The sequence below is a fragment of the Bacillus swezeyi genome (genome assembly GCF_030908325.1).
GTDB lineage: Bacteria > Bacillota > Bacilli > Bacillales > Bacillaceae > Bacillus > Bacillus swezeyi.
The window spans coordinates 3,300,806-3,325,901 of the sequence record NZ_CP133085.1; the positions used below are offsets into that span (position 1 = coordinate 3,300,806).

A 25,096-nucleotide genomic window follows, 5' to 3' on the forward strand; every position below is an offset into this window, starting at 1 on the left:
GCGTTCGAATCGGCGCAGTTATGAATCGAATCGGGAAGTGTTAAAAATTGTTCAAACATTGCTTTGCTTTTTGAAGAGCTTCCTCCACTTTTTTAAATCCGGTCCCGCCTTCACTCATTCTTTTCTCGACCGCATGATGAGGGTCAAGCACGATGTAGACATCTTCCTCAAACAGCGCGCTCGCATTTTTAAATTCTTCAAACGGCAGACCGCTGAGGAAAATGCCTTTCTCAATACAAGTGTAAACAAGCTTGCCGACGACTTCATGCGCCTCTCTGAACGGCATACCCTTTTTCGCCAAGTAATCGGCCAGCTCGGTTGCATTTGAGAAATCCTGTTCTGTGGCCTTTTTCATCATGTTTTTGTTCACCGTCATCGTTTGAATCATCCCGGCAAAAATCTCCAGGCTTCCTTCCACCGTTTTGACCGTATCAAACATGCCTTCTTTATCTTCCTGAAGGTCTTTATTGTAAGCCAGCGGGAGGCCCTTCATAATTGTCAGCAGACCGAGCAGATCACCGTATACGCGTCCGGTTTTCCCGCGGATGAGCTCCGCCATGTCCGGATTTTTCTTTTGCGGCATCATGCTGCTGCCTGTGGCATATGTGTCATCAAGTTCGACAAACTTAAATTCCTGTGAGCACCAAAGAATGATTTCTTCGGAAAATCTCGATAAATGCATCATCAGAATGCTGCTCGCACTTAAAAATTCGAGGATGAAGTCCCTGTCGCTGACTCCGTCAAGACTGTTTTCATAAATGGAATCAAAACCGAGCAGTTCGGCCGAATATTCACGGTCGATCGGAAATGTCGTCCCTGCAAGGGCGCCGCAGCCCAATGGCGATTTATTAATCCGTTTTAATGAATCACTGTAGCGTTCTTTATCACGTTCAAGCATCCAAAAATAGGCTAATAGATGGTGAGCAAATGAAATCGGCTGAGCCCGCTGCAAATGCGTATATCCTGGTAAAATCGTCTCAACATGCTCTTCCGCTTGATCGACAAGCACGCTTTGAAAAGCTGTGATCAATTCGATGATATGCTCTGTGTGGTGTTTTAAATACAGATGCATATCAGTCGCCACTTGGTCGTTGCGGCTTCTTGCCGTATGAAGTTTTCCACCGAGCGGTCCGACCTCATCAATGAGCATTTTTTCGAGGTTTAAATGAATGTCTTCGTAATCGACAGAAAAATCCAGCTCATTTTTTTCCGCTTTGTGCAAAAGAGATGTCAGGCCTTCCTTTATTTTTTCCGCTTCCTCTTCTGTTAAAATGCCGCACTTTTCGAGCATTGAAGCATGGGCGAGAGACCCTGCAATATCTTCTTTTACGAGCGTTTTGTCAAAGTGGATCGATGCTCCGAACTCATCGACCCATTTTTCCGGTGTTTTTTGGAACCGGCCTCCCCAAAGCTTTTTCATGCTTTAATCTGCTCCTTTTTCTTGACGATGCTGTTTACTTTTGTCGGCAGTCCCCACAGCTCGATAAAGCCCACTGCTGCATGATGGTCAAATGCATCATCTTTTGTGTAAGTCGCTAATTTTTCATCATAGAGAGAATACTCAGACTGGCGGCCTTCGACGATCGCATGGCCTTTAAACAGCTTGACGCGGACGACGCCTGTGACATGCTTCTGCGTTTCTTTCAAGAAAGCGAAAAGCGCATCTTTCAACGGGGAGAACCACAGACCGTTATAAATCACTTCAGCCATTTTTTGTTCGATCAAAGGTTTAAAATGCGCCACTTCTTTAACCAATGTCAAATCTTCCAGCTCTTTATGCGCTTTGATGAGCGTCATGGCGCCGGGGCATTCATATACTTCGCGCGATTTGATGCCGACAAGACGGTTTTCAACGTGGTCGATACGGCCTACTCCGTGTTCGCCTGCCAATTCATTCAGCTTTAAAATCAAGTCTGACAGTGAATATGGAACACCGTCAATGGATACCGGAATTCCTTGTTCAAAAGCAATTTCGATCACATCGGGTGTATCAGGGGTTTTTTCAAGCGGCTTTGTTAAGTCATACGCTCCTTCAGGAGGCGCAGCCCATGGGTCTTCAAGGATGCCGCATTCATTGCTTCTGCCCCACAGATTTTGGTCGATTGAATATGGGCTGTCAAGATTGATCGGAATCGGAATGCCATGCTTTTCTGCATAGGCGATCTCTTCGTCGCGGGACCATTTCCATTCGCGTACCGGCGCGAGAACTTCCAAATCCGGATTCAATGATTTAATGGATACTTCAAAGCGCACTTGGTCATTTCCTTTGCCAGTGCAGCCGTGGGCAACGGCTTCGGCATTTTCCTTTTCAGCAATTTCAACAAGCTTCTTTGCGATCAGCGGTCTTGAAAGAGCTGAAACCAGCGGATATTTTCCTTCATACAACGTATGGGCCTGAAGGGCGGTCAAAGCAAAATCCTTTGCAAATTCTTCTTTTGCGTCAATCATATATGAATGAACAGCCCCAACCTGAAGCGCTTTTTGCTGGACAAATGCAAGATCCTTGCCTTCACCGACGTCAAGACAGCAGGCAACCACATCATATCCCTGTTCTTGGAGCCATTTTATCGCGACAGAAGTGTCAAGCCCTCCTGAGTATGCTAAAACCACTTTTTTCTTTTGCGTCATTTTGTAAAACTCCTCTCATCTAGGTGCTCTTTTTGTATAAAAATAAGTTTTTTCTAATAAAAATACATTTAATATGTATACACTTTAACAAGGAAGTTTGGTTTTTTCAACCTTTTTATAAAAAAAACTTCATTCATTTTTTATGAATGAAGTTCATGTCATATTCAGCTTTATCCGCCGCGGGCACGTGCCTTAAACCCGCCGGCTTTGTGCCATGTCTTTTCTCAGTTCTCTGATGACGTGTGCAAGCTCGGGAACGATCAATTTTGACATCGCCAGCTTCACAGCGCCGCTTGAACCCGGCGTCGCAAATACGGCTTTGTTTTGAATAACGCCCGCTGCCGCTCTGGAGAGAATCGCGCTTGCACCGATATCCTCTGTGTAGCTTAGCATTCGAAAGATTTCTCCAAATCCCGGAATCTCTTTTGAAAAGAGAGGAACGATTGATTCGATCGTCACATCCCTTGCGGCAATGCCTGTCCCGCCATTCAGCAGAATCGCATCAATCCGATCGTCAAGACAGCCCTCAAACACCGCTGCTTGAATATCTTCTTTTTCGTCCTTTACAATCTCATAGGAGATGACCTTATGGCCGGCTCCTTTTAAAAATTCTTTCATCAGCCTGCCGCTTTTATCAGTGTCTTCAGATCTTGTGTCGCTTACGGTAATAACCTTGCAGTTTACACAGTCAGGCGCTTCTTTTTTGTGCTGCTCTACGCTCATGGCTGGCGGCCTCCTTTTTTGCAATCTTTTTTCATTATAAAGGAGAATACCTGTAAAAAAACAGCCCTCTCATAAGAGAAGGCTGTTCCTTTCATTTTTTACTGAGCCAATCTTACAACATCTCTTGCAATCATGACTTCTTCATTTGTCGGAATGATGATGACTTTTACAGGTGAATGCGGATAGCTGATAAATGCTTCTTGTCCGCGGACATTATTTAAAGCCGGATCCCAATATACGCCCATGAATTCCAAGCCGCGAAGGACGCGTTCTCTGACTTCAACGCTGTTTTCGCCGATGCCGGCAGTGAAAATGATGGCGTCGACTCCGCTCATTCTTGCCGCATAAGAACCGATGTATTTATGGATTCTGCTCGCAAATACTTCAAGAGCCGTTTCCGCGCGCTCATTGCCTTCTTTAGTCGCTTCAACAATGTCGCGCAAATCGCTTGAAAAACCGGAAATGCCTAAAAGACCGCTCTTTTTATTGAGTGTATTCAAGACTTCGTCAGCTGTCTGTCCCGTTTTTTCCATAATGAATGGGATGAGCGCCGGGTCGATGTTTCCTGAGCGCGTCCCCATCGCTACGCCGGCAAGCGGTGTAAAGCCCATTGACGTATCGATTGATTCTCCGCCTTCAACAGCAGCGATGCTTGCCCCGTTTCCAAGGTGGCAGGAAATCAGGCGAAGCTCTTTAAGCGGACGGCCGAGAAGCTCTGCTGCGCGTTCAGTGACATATTTATGAGACGTTCCGTGAAAACCGTATTTGCGGATGCCGAACTTTTCATAGTATTCATAAGGCAGACTGTATAAATATGATTGCTCAGGCATTGATTGGTGAAAAGCAGTATCAAACACGGCAACTGCAGGCACATTTGAAAGAACTTCTTTAAACGCTTTGATTCCGATGATATTGGCCGGGTTATGAAGCGGCGCCAATTCAGAAATCTCTTCAATCTCTTCAATCATTTCATCTGTCAATAAAACAGAGTCGCTGAATTTTTCGCCTCCGTGGACTACGCGGTGGCCGATTCCATCGATTTCGTTTAAATCTTGAATAATGCCAAATTCCGTCAGTTTATTCAGCAGCATTTTTACGGCTACAGAATGATCCGGAATATCAGTTGTTTCACTCTTTTTCTCATCGTCGACAGAAATGGTGAAAATGCTGTTGTCTAAACCAATTCGTTCAACCAAACCTTTTGTTAATACTTTTTCGCTGGGCATTTCAAAAAGCTGAAACTTTAATGATGAGCTTCCAGCGTTGATTGCAATAATTTTGGACATAAATGACGCTCCTTTTTACCTAGAGTCCGGTGACTTTATGTTCAACCCGGATCATAAAAAATATGTATAAAATCGTTCTTAGTAAATTCAAAAAATATCTGCCTTTCTCATTTAAACACTCCGAACACTCCATTTCAAGTCGCTATCTTAATTGGTAGCGTTTTCAAAAAGAAATTATTATTTTCTGAAAATAAAAACAGTCAGAGAATACCATCTCTGACTTTCTTAGTTCTTTTCATGCCTGAACCAATTGTCGAGTTTAGCCGTCATCTTGAGCATCGCTTCTTTATTTGAAAATGACGGAATCTGAGCGAGCAGCACCTGTTTCGGAGCTTTGGCCTGTTCGCCTTGCTTTTGTAAAACCAAGATGCTTTTGCCATGTGCTTCATCTTTAAAAATCGACAATGGGAGCTGAAGAACTGCATTAATATGCGCGTTGTCTTTTAAAAAGCTGCGCAGCTTTTCGCTTTGGCTGTTTTCAAACAAATGATTCGGAATCATGAAAAATAGGTATCCGCCCGGTTTTGTATATGTCAGGCTTTGCTCAATGAACAGATGATGTGAAAAAGAGTGGCCTTCATCAGCTTTCAGCTTGAACGCCGCGGCGCTTTCATCATCCGGATAATATCCGACAGGAAGATCACAGAGAACCGCATCCACAAGGTCCATAAAAAGAGGCTGCAAGCTGTCCTGGTTAAAAAATTCGATCTCCTTTTGCTGAAGGTTTGCCTGAACATATGCGAGCTTAATCAGTACATCGTCAATCTCTGAACCGAAGGCTTTGCCGGCCTCTTCAGGAAGCTGATTTAAAACGGCAAGCAACAGGTTGCCCGTGCCGGCTGCCGGGTCAAAAAGAGTCATCCCTTTTTTGCGCCCCATGAATTTGTTGACGAGATAGCCGATAAATAAACCGATCGTATCTGGCGTCATCTGCCTGTTCGGATGGGGAATATTTTTCTGGCCCTTCAATATGGCGAGCTGGAACGCTTTGCGTATCGATTCATGGCGGCATTCAGCAAAGCTGGCTTTGCCGATCAGCTCCTCCATTTTTTGGGCGGCTGATTCGGACAGCCCGCGGTTTGCATCCTTTGTAAAGAACGCCTCGCCCGCTTCTGCCAAAGCTTCTATGTATGGAATTTGCCTGTCGCCGGCAATGATGTTCGCCCCTTTGTCAAGCCATTCATATATCGTTTCCACTTGAAAGTTTTGCATAAATGTCTCTCCTTATCAAAAAATCAGAGCCATGAAAAGAGCTCCGGCAAGTGATCACCTGGAGCCCTTTTTACGTTCAATTTTACTTGATGAGCGATTTTGCGGCTTCAATCGCTTTTTCATAATCCGGATGGTTTGTCGCTTCACTTACATATTCAGTGTACACGACTTTTCCGTTTTCATCTAAAACAAAAACAGAACGGGCAAGCAATCTCAATTCTTTGATATAAACGCCAAACGCTTCCCCAAATGACATCTCGCGGTGATCTGACAATGTTTCCACATTTTCAATTCCGTTTGACCCGCACCAGCGCGCCTGTGCAAAAGGAAGATCTGCACTGATTGTATAAACTTTCACTGAACCGAGGCCTGCGGCTTCTTCGTTGAAACGGCGGGTCTGTGCATCACAAACCCCTGTATCGATAGACGGAATCACAGATATAATAGCGGGTTTTCCTTTTATATCTTGAAGTGTGACTTCCTCAAGCGAGTTGGACAGCACCGTAAAGTCAGGAGCTTGGTCGCCGGCATGCACTTCTGAACCCACCAATGTAACAGGGTTTCCTTTAAATGTTATTGAAGCCATCATCATTCCTCCTTCACTTATGTATGACTCTACTATAAAAGAGTTTAGGCCAAACTGCAAAACTTAAGTTTGGCCCATACCTGAAAAAAGTTAACTGCAATCAAGACAGTTAACTTCAAGGAGCTGCTGTTTACCGAAAAAGCCAGGCTGACGGATCTTTTAAAACGGCGTATTGTTTTGATGGTTCATTTGCTGTTTTTGCTTATCATTTTTCTTGAAGACCTGCTGGATTCGTTCGATCGTTTGCGGGGCTGATTCTAATATCTTATCAATAACATGCGTATTTTCATCCAAGTGCAGAATTTTAACGCCTGATGTGCCGACAATTAAAAAAGCAATCGGCGTAATCGATACGCCTCCGCCGCTTCCGCCGCCAAACGGGAGCTTCGCTTCTTTTCGTTCACGATCCCCGTCACTAGCTTTCGATTCTGCCTGTTTATTGCCGCCGAACTCGCTTCCGCCGGCTGCAAAACCAAAGCCTACTCTAGAGACGGTTAAAATGACGCTGCCGTCAGGTGTTTCTACAGGATCTCCAATAATGGTATTGACATCGATCATTTCTTTTAAATTTTCCATGGCGGTTTTCATCAAACCTTGAATTGGATGTTCAGCCATATTCAATTCCTCCTATACTGATGAATCTTTCTTTGTTGAACCTGACAGATTTTTCGGCAGCTTAAATAAGCCGCGCACTTTCCCTTTCCAATGAATAACGATACTGAAAGCTGCGGTTATAGCATGTCCAACGCGAAAATGGAATATACATGTCAGATGTGTTTTGGAGGCCGGGCTGTTGAAGACGGGTATCACCTCATATTCCGGACGATTGTCAAGACAAAAAAACTGATCCAATACAGCGATTGTGCCGGCTTTTAGAGACCAGGCGCCGCCTGTGATGATTCCGGTTAAAGCGGCGTCGGGAAAACCGAGAACAGACGTCCATTCGAGCTTGATCACATGAATTCTCTTTAAAAACTTGCGGATGATCGGCTGAAGATTGATAATCTGTTCGGCCAGCTTTTTCATTTGCCCCAGATTATTCAGCACTTCCCGAAAACCGACTTTTCTTCTCTTTTTATCTTTTTTTAATGCTGTGTTCGTTTGTTCTTTTACATCAATAGTCATGTCCTTTTGATTAACTTTAACCATCGGAATCTCCTTTTTGATGCGAACAAGCCCGAATGCCGTCCGGATCTTGACCGTCAAACGGTCGTCATCATCTGCATGGATGTATTCAACCGCTATGCGGATTTTCATGATCAAAACAGCAGCGAGCATGGCGAGTACTACAGCAACCCATATGTAAATCATGATTTCACTTCCTCTTATATTAGGCATTATAGGAAGAAATCAACAAAAATAAACGTAGCGGACAGCCAAGGTTTAATGACAGCAAAAAACCCGGCTTGCATAAGCCGGGTTTTGATTCGCCCATTCATTCACTTTTTGCGATACAATTTTTCATGAACGACTGCGGTATCCGCAAAAAAGTCGTGAAGTCCCTGTTTCTTTGGCAAAAACGCCACAATGATATAGGTGATATACAAGCTGTTGATGTAGCGGCCGATTATTTCTCTGAAAAAAATGACATCCCATGTCAGCCCTTTTCCAGGAGTTAGTGAAACGACCTGCAGCCCAAACACCATTTTGCCCAATGTCTGTCTAAAGAACTTGGTCATCACGGCAAAGTAGGCAAAAAACACAATAGCCGTTGTGACTGAGTACAGCGAAAAAGTGAAAAAACCTGATTCTTTAGGAAGATTGAGCAAACTGAAAACAGGAGACACCACTAAACGGTTGATGCTGCCTACGACAATCCCATCAAGCAAAAAAGCCCAAAATCTGACCCAAAAGCCGGCAAAGGCATACTCTACCCCTGGGGCCGATTCTTGCCGAGAAACTTCAGCGGGCGATGATAATTCATTATGATCCTTTCCATCATAAGTCACATCCATTTTTCGGTCCCCTCCTATTTAGCGTAAAGATACATCAGTCTTGGTGCGCCGGATTGCGATATCGCTTCTTTAATGTTTAAAAAGTCCGCTTCACTCTTAAAGATTTTGTTTGCGCTCATTGATAAAAGCGATGCAATGCCTGTTGATTCTTGATAGCTGATGACAGATGCGTCTGCAAGGCTTTTATGGTCTTTTTTCATCGCTTTAACCGCATCTTCATAATAGCCGAGTTCATCAACGAGATGGTTCTTTTTAGCCTGGCGGCCGTCATAAACGCGCCCATCGGCGATTTTCTTTACATCGCTTTCAGACATATCGCGCCCTTCAGCAATCACATCTACGAATCCTTCAAATGCATCATCAACCATGGATTGCATGATGTCCCGTTCTTTTTTCGTCATGTCGCGTGTCGGAGACATGATGTCTTTAAATTCCCCGCTTTTAATCGTTTCGGTTTTCAAGCCAAGCTTTTCTGCAAGCTCGCTGTAGTTCAGGCTTTCCATAATGACCCCAAGAGAGCCTGTGAGCGTGTCCGGCGCTGCGAAAATTTTATCGGCAGGCGTTGATATATAATAGCCTCCTGATGCGGCCATCGACCCCATTGAAACGTAAATCGGTTTCTTCGTTTCTTTTTTGATTTCTTCCAGCTTCTTATGTATTTCAGCGCTTTCGTATACGCCTCCTCCCGGAGAATTGACGCGCAAAATGATTCCTTTCACTCCGGAATCATCTTTTGCTTTTTCAAGCATTTTTAAGAATGATCTGTGGTTGTATCCATCAGATCCAAGAAGGCTTGCCGAATCTCCGTTATCAGCAATCGTTCCATCCACTTCAAGCACGGCGATTTTGCTCGATCCGCTTCCTTGTTCCAGTACCTTTTCTTCCTGCGTGTCATTGAGTCCAAACTGCATCTTGCTGTCGTCGCCGAAACTGTCAAACACAGCCATCATAAGACTCATAATTACAGAAATCCCAAAAACGCCCAATGCAATTACAAGTGCTACCCATCTTTTAGGATTCATCCTTTTTCTCCTCCTCCTTTAATTAAAACAGCTACATGTCTTAGTACGTATATGAAGAGAAAAAGTTCAATATGATGATGCTTCATATACAAGAAATATTTAGGACATGATAAACTAGGGTCACAGGTCATTTTAACATATATGTTAGATGGCAGAAAAATCTAAACTTCAACGACAAAGGGGAGAATGATTGTGACAGACCGCCGGAACATCTATTTCTTTTACAAAAAAAGCGAAGAAACTGACGAGCAGTGCAAAAAGCTGAAACAGCTAGCGGAAGAACACGGATTTCGCGTCGTTCACCAGCACGAGAAAGCCAATATTATCGCAAGCATCGGCGGTGACGGCACATTTTTGCAGGCGGTGCGAAAAACGAATTTCAGGGATGACTGCCTGTATGTAGGCGTGGCGAAAAAGGGGAAAGCTCATTTATATGCGGATTTCAATATACATGATACAGATAAAATGATTGAAGCGACAAATTCAGATCAGATTGAAGTCAGAAAATATCCGCTCATCGATGTGACGGTGGACGGAACAAACCGCTTTCAATGTCTGAATGAAGTCTCCATCCGCTCGAGTATTATCAAAACGTTTGTGATGGATGTGTTTATTGACGATTTTCATTTTGAAACATTTCGGGGAGACGGCATGATTGTATCCACCCCGACAGGAAGCACTGCATATAATAAATCTGTCGAAGGAGCGATTGTCGATCCGCTGCTGCCGTGCATACAGGTCACAGAACTGGCCTCACTAAATAACAACACATACCGGACGCTGGGATCTCCATTTATATTAAGCGCAGACCGCAAGCTGACATTAAAAATCGTCCAAGACGGCAATGATTATCCGATCATAGGACTTGATAACGAAGCCTTCAGCACGATGCATGTAAAAGAGGTTGAGGTCAGCCTCTCCGGAAAGGTCGTCAAGACCATTAAGCTAAAAGATAATTCATTCTGGGAAAAAGTTAAGCGCACTTTCCTTTAATCTTTTGAAAACCCTTACACCAAAAAGGGACAAGAACGGCTGTCTTGTCCCTTTAGATTTTTGATAAAATCCTAAAACGGTTTAAAATCCTTTCAATGCGATGATAAAGAAACTTTCACTTCCGCATTCATTCCAGGCAGCACTTTAGAAGACGGATTTTGGATCGAAATCTTCACTTTTACTTTCTCAGTCACTTTCGTATAGCTTCCGCTTGTGTTTATTTCGGGCAGCATTGAAAATACCGAATTCGCCGCATAAGCGATCTCCTCCACTTTACCTTCAAACGACGCATTAGGATCTCCGTCAACTTTAATATCCACCTTATCGCCTTTTTCGATGTCGTGTAATTCCGTTTCTTTTATATTAGCGGGCTGATATCCCCCCTGATCGTTTCGTAGTGAACGGTATTCTTCATTGACGCAAACCAGCCGAGAACCGGTGCTGCAGCCGCACCGGCAAAATTACGAATAAAATGAAGGGAAACCGAGCGTTTCGAAGCTTGGTGAATATCACCGGCAAGGGCGACAATCAGCGCAATATGAGACACAACGGCCATGATCGTCCCTGACACAGATTTCGCCGTCCATAGCGAATGAAATGGCACTAAAGGATGTTCGGCACGGAGGTCAGTCATGATAAACAGGCCCAATAAGATAAATGCAGCCAAAAAGAACGGCCATACATAAAGCGAATGAAAGCCGCTTTCCTGCAAATGGATAAATGGAACCGCCAAAACTATCATGAGAAGCGACAACAAGAATACACCCGTCTTGTCAATCGAGTGATTTACGCGCTGAGCAGACGCTTGTTTCGGCAATGTTAAAAATCCAATCACTAGACAAAGAATCGGAGAGCATATATTTAATATAAACACCCAGCGCCATGTATCTGCGCTTAAAGATAATGAACCAAAAACGGCTCCTAGAGCAGAGGCGCCGAACAGCCCGGTGATCACAAAAAATAAAAACAGATGACGGAACTTATTCGGAAAAGAGACCAATTTAACAGGAAGAATCGTCAAAAACAGCATCCCTGCGCTTAATCCTTGGATCACCCTTCCGACAATAAGCGAAATCAAACCTGCCGAAAACGCATCGATAAGCGACCCGTATAAGAAAACAAAAATGAAGGCCAGGTAGCTGTTCCGAATCCCGAACCTCCTTGAAAGTACACGGCCAAGCGGAACACCGAGCGCAAAAGCTAGGTTTGAGAAAATGGAAGGCATTCGCATATCGCCGGTTGTCAAATGCAGTCCATTTTGAATCACGACTTGATTCAGCGTATATGACAGATTGAGAAAGTATTGCGGCCCAATCGAAAATATTGTTAAAACGGTCATGATTAAATATTTGGGAATGCTGATATTCTTAGCGTCTCGAATGGTTTCATCGGGTTGACTCATCAGTACTCCTCCTTTCTACTTATGTTTCATAATACAAGTTGTATAATGCAAGTTATATTGTACATCCTTCTTTTCATAAATCAACAGATCATCTGATAAAAAAGAAAAAGGCCGCTGATCTTTGATCAACAGCCTAATGAATTATTTGCTCCACTTTTTAAAATCCCGATTCAGCCGTGTTAAATGAGTCTCCAATATGTTCAGTTCTTCATTCGGCCAGTCTTGGAGAATCTCCGTATACACATCGTAGCGGGCCTTTTGAACTTTGTAAAGAATATCAATGCCTTCCGATGTCATTTCTACAAGGCTGATCCGTCCATTTTGCGGATCGGGAAAACGCCTGATGAAATTCTTTCGTTCCAATGCGGAGACCTGTCTGCTTGCGGTCGAAAGATTAAGCATTAATTTTTCTGCCAATGTATTGATTGCAAGAGGACTTTGTTTATCAAGCTCACTCAAGAGCAGGTATTCAGAGCGGTCCAAATTTCCAAACCGCGGACTGTAAGCCGTTGTCAAACGCACCAAAAGCGCGATTTCCTTCTCAATTTTGCGGAGTGAGTCATGAGCCAAGGATATCCCCCTCTTTCTTGGAAAATTTACTTATCGCCTATCGATTTCCGGGCAATTTCGCGCTCTCTCAGCTCAAAGCGTCTGATTTTCGCCGAAGGCGTTTTCGGCAGCTGTTCGATAAATTCAATTTCCCGGGGATATTTATACGGCGCCGTCATTGTTTTGACATGATGTTGCAGTTCTTTGGCAAGGCGCTCATCTCCCGCTGATCCGTCCTTTAAGACGACGTACGCTTTCACGATAGATCCCCTGACCTCATCAGGGCTTGCGACAACAGCGCATTCTTTGACCTGCGGATGCTTGATCAGCGCATCTTCTACTTCAAAAGGCCCGATTGTATATCCGGAACTGATAATGATATCGTCATTGCGGCTTTCGAACCAAAAATACCCGTCTTCATCCTTTCGGGCCTTATCCCCTGTGATGAAATAATCCCCTCTTCTTTGGAGAAGCGTCCGCTCCTGATCTTTATAATATTCTTTAAACAGAGCCGGTGTACTTAAATGGACCGCGATATCACCTGTTTCACCGGGCGGGCAGATTTCTCCGTCCTCGTTGACAATGTCCACTATGTTGCCGGGAGTCGGTTTTCCCATGCTGCCGGGTTTGATTTTCATTCCTTTCAACACACCGACGAGCAGCGTGCTTTCTGTTTGTCCGTACCCGTCACGCACCTCAACATCAAAATGCTTTTTAAACGTATCGATGACTTCTCTGTTTAATGGCTCGCCTGCTGAAACAGCGCTATGTAATGAAGAAAGGTCAAAGCCAGACAAATCATTGACTTTCGCCATAAAACGATATTCCGTCGGCGTACAGCAAAGCACATTGATTCGATAGCGTTCCATCAGCTCCATATATGTTTCCGGACGGAACTTTCCATGATAGACAAAACCGACTGCTCCGCTCCCCAGCACGGCGAACAACGGACTCCACACCCATTTTTGCCATCCGGGTCCTGCCGTTGCCCAGACGAGATCATCTTCTCTGATGTCAAGCCATGCAGAAGCGGTCGTTCTTAAATGGGCATATGCCCATCCGTGTGTGTGCACAACTCCTTTCGGCTGACCTGTCGTTCCTGAAGTATAGGATAAAAGTGCGATATCATTGCGGGATGTATCGGCAGCCTGAAAATCAGCCGCGTCTGCCTCTTCCATTTCTTTAAGCAGATTGATCCATCCTTCTTGATGATCTCCAACAGAAAATACCGTCAGCCCGTCCTTTGACTGGACATCGCGGAATGAATCAATAAATGCAGAATAGACAATCGCGCCTTTTACACCGGCATGTTTGATTCTATAATCCAAATCTTTTGCGCGGAGCATTTCAGAGCAAGGGATCACGACCATTCCCGCTTTTAAAATGGCCATGTATATGGCATACGTTTCTAAAACGCGCGGCATCATCACAATCAGCTTGTCGCCTTTTTTCAGTCCTGAATCGGTTAAAACGCTGCCGATTTTGTTCGTCTTTTCTACCAGCGTCTCATATGTCCATGACATTTTACGGCCGGCTTCATCTTCCCATATTAAAGCCGTTTTATCTGGTGAAGCTTTGAATTTTTCGATTTCATCAACCGCATTATACCGTTCTGGAGCTATCAAATCTTCTCTTTTCAATCATTACATCTCCTCATCATTTGCCATCTCTCTATTATACATAACCGCATATGTATTCTAAAATGTTTTGAATGGCTCCTTTTATGCCAAATATAAAAAGAGTGGGGAAAAACCCCACCCATTATCCATTGCTTTTTTAATTTTCAATTACTGAGGTGTGCCTCCACCCATTTGTTGTTGGGCGAAAGAAACTAAGCGTTTAGTGATTTCTCCTCCAACTGAACCGTTTGCACGAGAAGTAGTATCCGCTCCAAGGTTAACTCCGAATTCAGAAGCGATTTCGAATTTCATTTGGTCGATAGCTTGAGCAGCACCAGGAACTACTAGTTGGTTAGAACTGTTTTGTCTGTTTTGTTGAGCCATGTGTTCTCACCTCCTTGTGAGTATAGATTGTGTAAAAACACATGACTTCATACAAAGAATGTTTGGTAATTGTATGCAGAAAACAGACAAGGCGAGCCCGGCTAACATTCGGTTTTAAAAAAAGTCGGCAAACTTTTCTTTCGCTTCCGCTTTGCTGCTTAAAACGATGGTTTCCGTCTTTTCTACAGCTTCTTGAATGAGCGAGTCAAAGTCTGTATAGCTTTCAAAGTGCTCGATTTTTTCTTTTTTCGGACGCGTTTTCGGTGCTGAAGGAGTAAAAATCGTGCAGCAGTCTTCATATGGACGTATGCTGATATCATACGTATCGATATCTTTCGCTTTCTCAATGATCTCCGTTTTATCCATTCCGATCAGCGGCCGCAAAACCGGTGTGCTCGTTACGGCATTGATGGCATACATGCTTTCCAGCGTCTGGCTTGCCACTTGCCCGAGGCTTTCCCCGGTAAAGATGGCCAGGCCTTTATGCTGTTCGCGGAGCTTGTCTGCAATCTGCAGCATAAGTCTTCGGGTTGCTGTCATCGAATAGTTCTCCGGAATTTGTTTTTGAATGAGTTCCTGGGTTTTTGTAAATGGGACAATATGAAGCTTGATGTCCCCTCCGAACGCCGTAAGACGGGCGGTGAGATCGATGACTTTTTGCTTGGCGCGTTCGCTCGTGTACGGCGGGCTGAAGAAGTGAACAGCTTCGATCTCAAGCCCCCGCTTCATCGCATAGAAACCGGCAACAGGGCTGTCGATGCCGCCCGAGATCATTAGCATCGCTTTTCCTCCGCTTCCGACAGGCAATCCTCCTGCACCTTTTTCATCCCTGAATGTCAAATAGGTAGCATCTTCTCTGATCTCGATCCGTAAATGAATGTCAGGCGAGTGGACATCAACAGTCAAATCTTCCGTATTGCGCAGAATATGCCCGCCGATTTCGGCATTCATTTCATTTGTATTTAATTCAAACTGTTTATAGGCTCTTTTTGTAGATACTTTGAATGTATCCCCCGGGTTGTACTGCTTTTGTACAGAAGCTAGCGCCGTCTCTTTAATGCTGGCAAGGTCTGTCTGGCATTTGACGGCGAGACTGAAGGATTGAATGCCGAAAACATGTTTTAAGTGTGCGGTTACGGCTTCTGCATCTTCTCCGTTTAATGTCAAGGTCATTCTGTCACGAGTTGATTCATAACGAACTTTGCCAAAATCGCGCAGAACCATTTTAATATTTCTTTTCAGACGATCGACAAAAAGCCTTCTATTCTTTCCTTTTGTTGAAATTTCACCAAAGCGGATTAAAATGTAATCGTATTTCATTGTATCTCTACCTCATAATTCCTTTTAGTTTGTGTAAACTTTCTTTTAAGGCCGTCATAAACGGTTCGACTATCTCTTTGTTATCACGGTAAGTCATGCTGATTCTGATGCTGCTGGCGGCGGCCTCGTCCCCTTTGCCCATTGCTAAAAGCACTTTGCTTGGCTTATGCTGCCTTGATGAACATGCAGATGTCGTCGATACAAAAATATCTCGTTCTTCGAGCATATGCAAGAGAACTTCGGCTTTCATTCCAGGAACGGAGAAATTAATGATGTGCGGGGCGCTGCCAACTTCCGGCGTATTTAATATAACACCTTCCATCTCTTTTAGCTGTTTGATGAAATTCGATTTTGCAGTTTTCATCTCTTCTATATAATCATCATAATCCTTTGATGACATGTTGACGGCTTTTGCCAGTGATACGGCCCCGGCCGTGTTTTCAGTTCCGGCTCTTCTGTTGTTTTGCTGCTCGCCGCCTGAAATTAAAGGAAAAAGTGAAAGCTCTTCTTTTAGTATGAGAGCTCCGGTCCCTTTTAAGCCGTGAAATTTGTGACCTGAGATCGTGCAAAGATCGATGGCGGCCCCGGGGATATCCAACGGAACCTTATTCATGCCTTGAACATAATCAACATGAAAGCAGGCTCGGCTCTTCTCTTTCACGATCCTTCCAATGTCATCTACAGGCTGAATAGCGCCTGTTTCATTGTTGACATGCATGACACTGACAAGAATCGTGTCTTTGCGAAGCGCTTCTTCAAGCTCTTCAAGTGAAACGAAGCCGCGGCTGTCAACGGGAAGATAGGTGATCTCAAAATCGAAAGCCGTTTTCAGCTGTTCCAACGATTCTGCGACAGAAGGATGTTCGATGGAGGAAGCGATGATATGCTTCCCTCTATGGCGATGAGCCAGGGCTATGCCTTTGAGCGCCATGTTATTGGCTTCTGATGCACCTGACGTAAATACGATATCATAGCGGCTCAGGGACAATGCCGATTTGATCTGCTGTCTCGCCTCAGTCAGCAATTGATCTGCTTCAACGCCATGACGGTGCAATGACGACGGATTGCCAAAGAAGCGCTGATTTACTTGTTCATAAATTTGTAACATTTCATGATAAGGTTTTGTTGTCGAACTGTTATCAAGATAAATCATGATCTTCTCCTTTAAAAATGAACGTTCTTTTTCATGACTGTATATGTTATCATAACAACTTGTAATTGAAAATTAAAAATAAAGTGTTTGACTTCTCTGATTTTTAAAATATAATAGTCTTTGGACTTTTGTCATATTATATCACAAAAATAAATTGACAGAAAATTTAAACAACACCCAGGAGGTTCTTTTTAATGAAAACTTCACTATCCGCCAGAGAAACGACAGCGATCGGGCTTATGCTGTTTGCTCTCTTTTTCGGAGCGGGAAACATGATCTTTCCTCCCCAGCTTGGGCAAGCTGCAGGAGAAAATGTATGGCCGGCAATCATCGGGTTCTTGCTGACAGGCGTCGGCCTTCCGCTGCTCGGTGTCATTGCGGTCGCCTTGACCGGTAGTGCAAAAGGACTGGCGGACAAAGCGCATCCCGTCTTTGGCACTATATTAATCGTCAGCATTTATTTAACAATCGGACCGCTGTTTGCAATTCCAAGAACAGGAAATGTTTCGTATGTCATAGCGGTTGAACCTTTTTTAGGACAACATTCATCAAATATTTATCTGTTTATTTTTACCTTGATTTTCTTCGGTGTCACTTATTTCTTGGCTTTAAATCCAAGCAAGCTTGTTGACCGGATCGGCAAAATCTTAACACCGATATTATTGACTGTCATTGCCGTATTAGTCATTAAAGCGTTTATAACACCAATGGGCAGCATCGGGTCTGTTACTAAAACATATCAATCCACTCCGCTGTTCGTCGGATTTTTAGAAGGCTATAAAACAATGGATGCCATTGCATCGATCGTTTTTGGGATCGTCGTGATTAGTGCGATTAAAGAACGCGGCGTTACAAATCCTAAATCAATTGCTGCTTCTTGTATCAAAGCAGGCATTGTGGCTGCTGTCGGCCTTGGATTGGTATATGTTTCGCTTGCTTATTTAGGAGCGACAAGCGTTGAAACAGTCGGTTCCCTTGATAACGGCGGAGAAATATTATCAAAAGCTTCAGCGTATCTATTTGGTTCACTCGGTAATGCCGTGCTTGGTATCGCCATTTTGTTCGCCTGCCTGACCACGAGCGTCGGACTTGTTTCTTCTTGCGGAGAATACTTTTCAAAGCTGATTCCAAAGCTTTCTTACAAAACCGTCGTGATCATCGTCAGCCTTTTTAGTCTTGCGATCGCCAATTTCGGTCTGACAGAAATCATCTCGTTTTCAGTGCCGATCCTTTCGGCGATTTATCCGCTGGCTATCGTCGTTGTGCTGTTTTCATTTATTGACAAGCTGTTTAATGAACGGCGTGAAGTGTATATCGGCGCCCTTATCCCAACGGGCATCTTAAGCATTATTGACGGTTTGAATGCGGCCAATATTCCGCTGGGAACGCTCAATCAAGTCTTAGGAGATACGATTCCGCTGTACAGCGTCGGAATCGGCTGGGTCATTCCGGCAGTTATCGGTGCAGTTATCGGATATATCACGACCTTTTTTATTCCTTCCCAGAATGACCGTTTAAAGAAAGTAAGCTAACACCGGCAAAAACCCCTTCGTGCTGAAACGGAGGGGTTTTTTTACGGGGTCAAAAAAAACCGGCGCTGTGGCCGGTTTTCGTTTATTCAGGCTGCTGCGTCTGCGCACCCAGCCGTTCTACTGATCCAGGAGACGCTTTTTCCACCGCTCTTGCGGCAATGTCGTAAGCTTCATCATATTCATACGAATAAAAGCGGTTTTCCGCTTCTTTCAGCTGCTCGGAAAGCATATGGTTCTGGCTTCTGAAGCGGTTGCCGTACTGAATGATGCGTTCGATCATCAACACTTTTTCGACAAGCTCGTCTGTCTGTTCTTTCACTTCTGTGACAAGCTTCTCGGCTTCTTCTAAACGCTCGTTGACCACATCCATGTTGAGCGGCAGCGTTTGAAACTGTTCATTCACTTTCTGAACGGCCGAGCGCGACTGCTGAATCTTTTCTGTTACGGACGCCGGAATGCCGGGAACATTGCTTTTCTCCAGACGCCTCGCCGTATTTGTAATCGTCTGCTTCAATTGCTGAAGAAGCTCTCTCGCCTGAAGTTCTTCCTTTCTCAGCATTTGCAGCATGTCCCTGTATTCATCATGCTCTTTTTGAGCCGCTTCCAATTGCTTTTCAATGTCTGAAAGCTCTTCTCTTAAGAGCGAATAGGCGACATGCTTCTGGTCAAGCCTCTCCTTCACCTGCACAAATTGCTTTTCAACCATTTCAAGACGCTTTTCATATGACTGCTGCTTCTCAAGTTCATCGTTTGTCAGTCTGTAGCTTTCCTTTACAAGGTCTGTTTCTGCCTTTGTATCTTGTTTATGGGTTTCAAGCTTTTCCAGTGCGGCGGCCAGCTCAGGGACTTTGCCTAAGATCAGCTGGCCGGCTTCGACCTCATCTTCAAGCTGAGAATACAGCGTCTGGATCGTTTCCTCGATCATCTGCATGGTCGCCGCGGCTTCTTCCAAATTAATCTCGGTCAAGAGCGCATCTTCTGCGCGCTTTAATTCTTTGAAGAGGTTTTCCAATTCCTTTTCAATTTGAATATGATCCAGCTTATAGCCTTTTTCGATCATTTCCTGATGGCCCGCCTTCAGCTTTGCCAGCTCGTTCGGCACCGTCTGCTTGCAGCCGGCGAGCAGCTTCGGCACGTCGTCTATGTGTGATTGAAGCTCTTCAAGCAAGCGGTCCTGGGCGAGCAGCACCTTTCTTGCTTCTATGTAGTTTCCGCCTTCAGTTTCAGCTTCGAATTGTTTGATTCCTTCCCACACCGTATCAAGATCGGCTTCTATTTTCGGGTAAAGATCGCCGTACAGGTGACTGTAAGCCAAAAGATTTTTGCGTATTTTTGTATACTGTTCTTTAATTTCTTCAATTTCTTTGCGGTTTTGCTCTTCGCTTGAAACGAGATCGGCAATCTCCTTTAAAATGTCTTCAATATTGGATTCGGCCGCTGATAAAAGGTTTTCGATATGAGCTAGCACCTGCTTTGATTTTTGAAAACGGTATTTATCGGCGCAGTCCTCCGCCTCAAACAGGAGCTCTTCCACTTTGGGCATGTGTGAAGTCACGATTTCATCCCATTCTTTGCGCCATCTCTCAAAAAATTCTTCAGTCTGCCCCGTCATTTTCAAATGCTTGATTTTTGACATTTCTTCCACAATCGACCGGTTCAAAATTTCAATTTTCCAAGCTTCTAAACGGTCAATTTCTTTATATATATTTCTCCTGAATAAGTAGCCGGCGGAAAATAAGATTAAAAATACCGCCAATAAGCCTATGACAAACTCCATAATGAGCCCCCTTGCTGTTTAACTTGTTCTGTCAGGGTATGATATTTGAAACCGTTATGTAAAACAAAGTTTAGCTATCGTTTTCATTGTTCTTATGATACCATGTAACCAACATTTTTTGAGCAGAATTTTTAATTTTTTTACATCAAAGTGACAACATCTGACTATTTTTTTACGGGGTGACATCATGCTGAAACGAGACGGTCATGTTCATTCTCCTTTTTGTCCGCACGGATCAAAAGATGAGTTCAGACATTATATAGAAGAATTATGCAAAAAAAGCTTTCAATCCGTAACCTTCACAGAGCATGCCCCGCTTCCGCCTTCTTTCAGCGATCCGACCCCGCAGAAGGACAGCGCCATGCCGATGTCCGCCCTGGAGCGCTATTTTGAAAGTCTGCAGCACTTGAAAGAAGAGTATAAAGGACAAATTGACGTTTTAATCGGCCTTGAAGTCGATTATATCCGCGCGTATGAAGCTGAAATCAAAACATTTCTCGATACATATGGCACATTCCTTGATGACAGCATCCTGTCCGTTCATTTTTTGCCGGCGGGATCTTCACACATCTGCCTTGACTATGATGAAGATGCATTTCAAAATCTGATCCGATGCTGCGGAAGTATCGAGCAGGTGTATCTTGCCTATTATCAGGAAATCTTTTCTTCTATTGTATCATCGCTCGGTCCTTTTAAGCCAAAACGAATCGGCCATATCACGCTTGTCAAAAAATTTGTTAAGATTTTTCCTTATACGATGTCTGCTCCTGTCCGGGAATTGGTGTCTTCCTGTATAGCCGAAGCCGGAAAGCGCGGGCTTGAACTCGATTTTAATACATCAGGTCTTCGCAAGCCTCAGGCAGGGGAAGTCTATTTGGAAGACTGGATGATGGAAGAAGCCCAGCAAAAAAACATCCCGCTTGTTTTTGGGTCTGATGCCCACCAAGCAAAGGATGCCGGGTTTGGTTACGAATGTTTTGAACGCCGCTGTGCTAAATAACGGCAATATGTTCACGCTCTCTGTACAGCAGGCTGATGATCCAAGTTTTGACTTCTTTATAGTACGCCTTATAAAAGTATGGTTCGTGCGGCTGCAGATAAAGCACTTCCGAAATATACTGCGGCTGCAAATAAGGCATCATCAAAAGGGACTTCAGCTGGATCATAAAATGAGAAAGCGGGAAACGGGAAAATTCCCTGTCCGCTTTTCCTTTTTCAATGATCAAGTGAAGAATGTATTTTTCTTTTGTTAAATATGTCGACATCACTTCGCGAATCAGCGTCGAATCAATCGTCACTTCGCGATAGACAAATCGAGTTAATTGACGGTGTTCATGCTGATACGATAGAATATCAAAAACCAATTGAAGAAGGCAGTCCTTTGCACTGAGGTCCTGAAGGCGCTCATGTCCGTTTTCAAGGATTCTTAAATAGCCTTCATAAAAACGGGATACCAAATGCTCCATTAAACCGCCTTTTCCATTAAAATAATAGGAGATGTGGGCCACATTGACATTCGCTGCTCCAGCAATTTCACGAACTGAAGTTCCTGTAAATCCTTTTTGATTGAACAGCTCGATGGCAGATTCGATAATCCTGTCCTTTGTGGTTAAAAGAGAGTTTGATCCCATCTTGATTCACCACCCCTTCTTACTTAAAACAATTCCACTTCAAGCGGATTTGTTCCTGTAAAAAGTGCTCGACAAATAGCAGCACACCAAGTGCAATTTTGCCATTTCAAAGAAAAAGCGAGGGAAATACAATGTTTCATGTCGAAAAAACTGAAGGCAGCAAAGAAAAAAAATATGAGCTTCTCCTCAAACAAATAGATGCGCTGACAGAAGACGAGCCTGATATGATTGCCAATCTAGCCAACGCCTCTGCTCTCTTGTACCACTCACTGGAAGACGTCAACTGGGCGGGCTTTTATTTTGCCAAAGACGGAGAGCTTGTGCTCGGTCCTTTCCAAGGGCTTCCCGCCTGCGTACGGATTCCGTTAGGAAAAGGCGTCTGCGGCACCGCTTATGCAAACGCGCGGGTCGAACGCGTTGAGGATGTCAATGCATTCCCTGGACATATTGCATGTGATGCGGCTTCCCAATCGGAAATCGTGCTTCCCCTTAAAATCGACGGAGAAGCGGTCGGCGTCCTTGATATAGACAGCCCGATTAAAAACCGATTTGATGAAAAAGATGAGTATTACCTCAAGAAATTCACCGAAAAACTTGAAGAGCGCTTAAGCAAAAAGAGCCGGTAATCCCGGCTCTTTTTCGTGTCATGAAAATGGCTTTTGAATCATCAGTCTGTTTTTTCCGTTTCGCTTGGCGGCGTACAGGGCGACATCCGCCTGCTTTACAAGAGAAGTCAAAGATTTCGGATGGTCCTCCGACCAATGGGAAATCCCGCAGGAAATCGTAACTTTGGGATTTGTACATTCCCTGACAAGCGCAATCAGCCGTTCAGCCAGTATTTCACCTGCATGCAAGTCGGCTTTCGGAAGGTACACCGCCAGCTCTTCCCCTCCCCATCTTGCCCCGACATCCTGTTGGCGGATATTTTGCTGAATCGCCCGGGAAACTTGAATAAGAATTTCATCACCGGTCTGGTGTCCATAGGTATCATTAATCCGTTTAAAATTATCAATGTCGAATAACACAAATACCCCTCTTTGATCATCCTTCATGCTGCGTTGAATTTTTTCATCAAGATAGCTCCTGGAATAAAGCTCTGTCAAACGGTCTGTCTGCACGAGATACTTCAGGCGGTCGCGAAGCATCGAATTGGAAACGGCAAGTGTGGAATGCCTGATGAGCGTCTGAAACAGCTTAAACATTTCAAACGTAAAGGAGCAGGCGTTTTTTTTCAAAACGATGACAAACCCCTTGCTCTCATTATTTTCAAGCATCGGAACACCCATTAATGAAGCATATCCTTCATCTCCGAACAGAGAAGAACCATTCCCGACAAAAACGCCATTCTCTTCAGAAACCTTCTCTTTAACGTAGCTGATATAAGGAGCGGCTGCATCCGTTTGAAAGAAGCCGGTGCTCCCCGGCAGCAGATTTTGTTCTTCAAAGTGATTGTTATAAAAGAAACCGACTTCTTCAGCGCCGAATGAGCCGATCAGCCTTTCGGACAAATTCTTCATCATGTCCGGAAGCCGTTTCGTCCGGTTCAGCTGATGGGAGGTTTCATTGATCAGCTCCAGATTCGAAATCATATTTTTGGCTTGCTCATAAAGCCGGGAATTTTCAAAGGCTTTTCCTGCCGCATTCGAAATGATGCATATATCCTGAGCCATATCGGCAGCGTTCGGGCCTGAAGCTTTTAAAACGCCATATGTCCCCTGCCTGCCTTTAATCGGGATGTATACGGCAGACTCGTCCTTCTGCTTCATCTGGCCTGATAAATAAACCTCCAAGGCAAAAGAATCGGTCGATTCATTTTGAACGTCTATTTCTTTTGCAGGCAGATGGATATACTGATCCTGATCATAAGATAAAAAGAGACAATATGTTAAATGAGGGAATACATCCCTTAAGATTTCAAGCATTGTTTTTAGGACTTTTTCCTTATCCATCAGCTCATGGAGCAGTTCTGTCTGTTTATAAATCTCGGTTTTGCGAAGTTTGTCATCATGAGACCTTTCAAGATCAGCACAGTATGTCAAACACATACGAATCGATTCAGCCAGATCTTTCGGTATTTTATGATTCTTTCGACATAAAAGTTCAATATATTTGTTGTTTTCTTTTATTGTTATAATGGTATAATAATCATTGATGTAATTGATTGAACCGCTTTTGCCTTTCAGCATTGCCGGCTCAGAAGAAGAAGCATGCAATGTTAAGGATATAAACGAAAAAAATGACTCGGCTGCCGATTTCAGCCAGACGACAGAGTCATTGTATGAAACAGCCGGCTTTTTGAATAAAAATTGGAGCAGTTCCTGATGAAAAGAGAGATATAGGTCTTCGGTTTGTCTATTCATTATTATCACCTAAAAAAATCCATTATAGTCTAATTTAATTTTCCTAATTATATCATAAAAGAAGGACTATATCCCGATAAGCGTTTTAAATCTTTTCGGGACTGCCGATGAATGGTTGACTTTGCCCCAGGGACGTTATATAATCGTCTTTGTGTGAAATATTGCAGCCTTTTTGTTCTGCTTCTTTGTTTCATTTTGTTCCTTATGTGAATAAGGTGTATCGTGTAACTCTTTGCTGCTGGAGCGAGGATACATGAAAACAAAATGGACATGGCTGAATTGAACAGATGGGTTTTATTTTCACAAAAATAAAACCAAAGGAGGAGTCACATTATGGCTCGCTATACAGGTCCAAGTTGGAAAATATCCCGCCGTTTAGGAATCTCCTTAAGCGGTACGGGTAAAGAATTAGAAAAACGTCCTTACGCGCCAGGTCCGCACGGTCCGGGACAGCGTAAAAAACTATCAGAATATGGTTTGCAATTGCAAGAAAAGCAAAAGCTTCGCCATATGTATGGTGTGAACGAGCGCCAGTTCCGCAATCTTTTTGACAGAGCTGCGAAAATGGTCGGTAAACACGGTGAAAACTTCATGATTCTTCTTGAATCTCGTCTTGACAACATCGTATACCGTCTTGGCTTAGCGCGCACTCGCCGCCAAGCACGCCAATTGGTAAACCACGGTCATATTCTTGTTGACGGAAGCCGCGTTGACATCCCGTCTTACCAAGTAAAACCTGGTCAAGCGATTGCTCTTCGCGAAAAATCTCAAAACCTTTCTGTCATCAAAGAAGCGGTTGAAGTGAACAGCTTCATTCCTGAATACCTGACATTTGATGCTGAAAAGCTTGAGGGTACGTTCACTCGTCTTCCAGAGCGCTCTGAACTTGCTCCTGAGATTAACGAAGCATTGATCGTTGAGTTCTACTCTCGTTAATTGAAGAGTATTGATAAAAACCCTAGAA

At 43.9% G+C, this 25,096-nt stretch carries 24 protein-coding genes and 1 pseudogene; 5 read left to right on the plus strand and 20 right to left on the minus strand.

Translation table 11 applies throughout. The features are described 5' to 3' along the window. Positions 1–40: 40 nt before the first annotated feature. The 10 genes from argH to sppA form a co-directional block, all read right to left on the minus strand. Complete coding sequence (gene argH / locus RBH91_RS16330) at positions 41–1,420, minus strand: argininosuccinate lyase (RefSeq protein WP_307892228.1); 1,380 nt, start codon at positions 1,418–1,420, stop codon at positions 41–43. Beyond that, a complete protein-coding gene (locus RBH91_RS16335) occupies positions 1,417–2,628 on the minus strand; it encodes an argininosuccinate synthase (RefSeq protein ID WP_307892229.1) in 1,212 nt (403 codons plus the stop codon). The genes argH and RBH91_RS16335 overlap by 4 nt, the downstream gene beginning before the upstream one ends. Before the next feature lie 192 nt (positions 2,629–2,820). Continuing rightward, the gene (locus RBH91_RS16340) at positions 2,821–3,351 is read right to left on the minus strand and encodes a MogA/MoaB family molybdenum cofactor biosynthesis protein (protein ID WP_307892230.1); all 531 of its coding nucleotides are present in this window, start codon (positions 3,349–3,351) and stop codon (positions 2,821–2,823) included. A gap of 98 nt (positions 3,352–3,449) precedes the next feature. Then, positions 3,450–4,637, minus strand: a complete 1,188-nt coding sequence (locus tag RBH91_RS16345; RefSeq protein ID WP_076763311.1) for an acetate kinase — start codon at positions 4,635–4,637, stop codon at positions 3,450–3,452. A gap of 225 nt (positions 4,638–4,862) precedes the next feature. Then, on the minus strand, positions 4,863–5,849 hold the full coding sequence (locus RBH91_RS16350) for a class I SAM-dependent methyltransferase (RefSeq protein ID WP_307892231.1): 987 nt from the start codon (positions 5,847–5,849) through the stop codon (positions 4,863–4,865). 82 nt (positions 5,850–5,931) lie between these two features. Further along, positions 5,932–6,435, minus strand: coding sequence for a thiol peroxidase (gene tpx, locus RBH91_RS16355; protein WP_076763316.1), 504 nt, complete (start codon positions 6,433–6,435; stop codon positions 5,932–5,934). A 159-nt stretch (positions 6,436–6,594) separates the two neighbouring features. Further along, positions 6,595–7,050, minus strand: coding sequence for a GerW family sporulation protein (ytfJ, locus tag RBH91_RS16360; protein WP_076763319.1), 456 nt, complete (start codon positions 7,048–7,050; stop codon positions 6,595–6,597). A 12-nt stretch (positions 7,051–7,062) separates the two neighbouring features. Then, positions 7,063–7,746: a DUF2953 domain-containing protein gene (locus RBH91_RS16365; RefSeq protein WP_307892232.1), complete on the minus strand. Its 684-nt coding sequence runs from the start codon at positions 7,744–7,746 to the stop codon at positions 7,063–7,065. Between the two features lie 128 nt (positions 7,747–7,874). Continuing rightward, positions 7,875–8,390, minus strand: a complete 516-nt coding sequence (locus RBH91_RS16370) for an RDD family protein (RefSeq protein WP_307892233.1) — start codon at positions 8,388–8,390, stop codon at positions 7,875–7,877. Positions 8,391–8,404: 14 nt separating this feature from the next. Beyond that, entirely contained in the window at positions 8,405–9,412 is a 1,008-nt protein-coding gene (gene sppA, locus RBH91_RS16375; protein WP_307892234.1) for a signal peptide peptidase SppA, read from the minus strand. Between the two features lie 192 nt (positions 9,413–9,604). Here sppA and RBH91_RS16380 point away from each other — a divergent pair, with 192 nt between their 5' ends. Further along, positions 9,605–10,405, plus strand: coding sequence for an NAD kinase (locus tag RBH91_RS16380; protein WP_076763329.1), 801 nt, complete (start codon positions 9,605–9,607; stop codon positions 10,403–10,405). Positions 10,406–10,497: 92 nt separating this feature from the next. Here RBH91_RS16380 and RBH91_RS16385 read toward each other — a convergent pair. The 7 genes and pseudogenes from RBH91_RS16385 to RBH91_RS16415 form a co-directional block, all read right to left on the minus strand. Further along, positions 10,498–10,782, minus strand: a pseudogene (locus tag RBH91_RS16385) (HlyD family secretion protein); the annotation flags it as partial. Next, complete coding sequence (locus tag RBH91_RS16390; protein WP_307892235.1) at positions 10,764–11,807, minus strand: MFS transporter; 1,044 nt, start codon at positions 11,805–11,807, stop codon at positions 10,764–10,766. The pseudogene RBH91_RS16385 and the gene RBH91_RS16390, both read right to left, overlap by 19 nt. Before the next feature lie 141 nt (positions 11,808–11,948). Then, positions 11,949–12,377 carry a MarR family winged helix-turn-helix transcriptional regulator gene (locus RBH91_RS16395; RefSeq protein WP_076763338.1) on the minus strand — a complete coding sequence of 143 codons (429 nt, stop codon included), beginning with the start codon at positions 12,375–12,377 and terminating at the stop codon, positions 11,949–11,951. Positions 12,378–12,403: 26 nt separating this feature from the next. After that, positions 12,404–13,996, minus strand: a complete 1,593-nt coding sequence (gene mbcS, locus RBH91_RS16400; protein WP_307892236.1) for an acyl-CoA synthetase MbcS — start codon at positions 13,994–13,996, stop codon at positions 12,404–12,406. A 147-nt stretch (positions 13,997–14,143) separates the two neighbouring features. After that, positions 14,144–14,359, minus strand: a complete 216-nt coding sequence (locus RBH91_RS16405; protein WP_076761446.1) for an alpha/beta-type small acid-soluble spore protein — start codon at positions 14,357–14,359, stop codon at positions 14,144–14,146. Positions 14,360–14,473: 114 nt separating this feature from the next. Continuing rightward, a complete protein-coding gene (gene thiI / locus RBH91_RS16410; protein ID WP_307892237.1) occupies positions 14,474–15,679 on the minus strand; it encodes a tRNA uracil 4-sulfurtransferase ThiI in 1,206 nt (401 codons plus the stop codon). 7 nt (positions 15,680–15,686) lie between these two features. After that, positions 15,687–16,832, minus strand: coding sequence for a cysteine desulfurase family protein (locus RBH91_RS16415; protein WP_307892238.1), 1,146 nt, complete (start codon positions 16,830–16,832; stop codon positions 15,687–15,689). A gap of 194 nt (positions 16,833–17,026) precedes the next feature. Between RBH91_RS16415 and brnQ the strand changes: the two genes are divergently transcribed. Further along, complete coding sequence (gene brnQ / locus RBH91_RS16420) at positions 17,027–18,364, plus strand: branched-chain amino acid transport system II carrier protein (protein WP_076761443.1); 1,338 nt, start codon at positions 17,027–17,029, stop codon at positions 18,362–18,364. An 82-nt stretch (positions 18,365–18,446) separates the two neighbouring features. Here the strand turns inward: brnQ and ezrA are convergent, their stop codons facing one another. Further along, positions 18,447–20,141: a septation ring formation regulator EzrA gene (gene ezrA, locus RBH91_RS16425; RefSeq protein WP_307892239.1), complete on the minus strand. Its 1,695-nt coding sequence runs from the start codon at positions 20,139–20,141 to the stop codon at positions 18,447–18,449. Positions 20,142–20,328: 187 nt separating this feature from the next. Between ezrA and hisJ the strand changes: the two genes are divergently transcribed. Further along, positions 20,329–21,141 (plus strand): histidinol-phosphatase HisJ, encoded by an 813-nt coding sequence (hisJ, locus tag RBH91_RS16430; protein ID WP_307892240.1) that lies wholly within the window; start codon positions 20,329–20,331, stop codon positions 21,139–21,141. On the opposite strand, the gene refZ is transcribed toward hisJ, so the two are convergent. Continuing rightward, positions 21,134–21,772, minus strand: a complete 639-nt coding sequence (gene refZ, locus RBH91_RS16435; RefSeq protein WP_307892241.1) for a forespore capture DNA-binding protein RefZ — start codon at positions 21,770–21,772, stop codon at positions 21,134–21,136. The genes hisJ and refZ overlap by 8 nt on opposite strands. Before the next feature lie 131 nt (positions 21,773–21,903). Between refZ and RBH91_RS16440 the strand changes: the two genes are divergently transcribed. Next, positions 21,904–22,398 (plus strand): GAF domain-containing protein, encoded by a 495-nt coding sequence (locus tag RBH91_RS16440; RefSeq protein WP_076761439.1) that lies wholly within the window; start codon positions 21,904–21,906, stop codon positions 22,396–22,398. An 18-nt stretch (positions 22,399–22,416) separates the two neighbouring features. Here RBH91_RS16440 and RBH91_RS16445 read toward each other — a convergent pair whose 3' ends face one another. Further along, positions 22,417–24,132: a sensor domain-containing diguanylate cyclase gene (locus tag RBH91_RS16445; RefSeq protein WP_307892242.1), complete on the minus strand. Its 1,716-nt coding sequence runs from the start codon at positions 24,130–24,132 to the stop codon at positions 22,417–22,419. Between the two features lie 333 nt (positions 24,133–24,465). On the opposite strand from RBH91_RS16445, the gene rpsD reads away from it, so the two are divergent. Then, positions 24,466–25,068: a 30S ribosomal protein S4 gene (gene rpsD, locus RBH91_RS16450; RefSeq protein WP_076761437.1), complete on the plus strand. Its 603-nt coding sequence runs from the start codon at positions 24,466–24,468 to the stop codon at positions 25,066–25,068. The last annotated feature ends 28 nt before the right edge of the window (positions 25,069–25,096 follow it).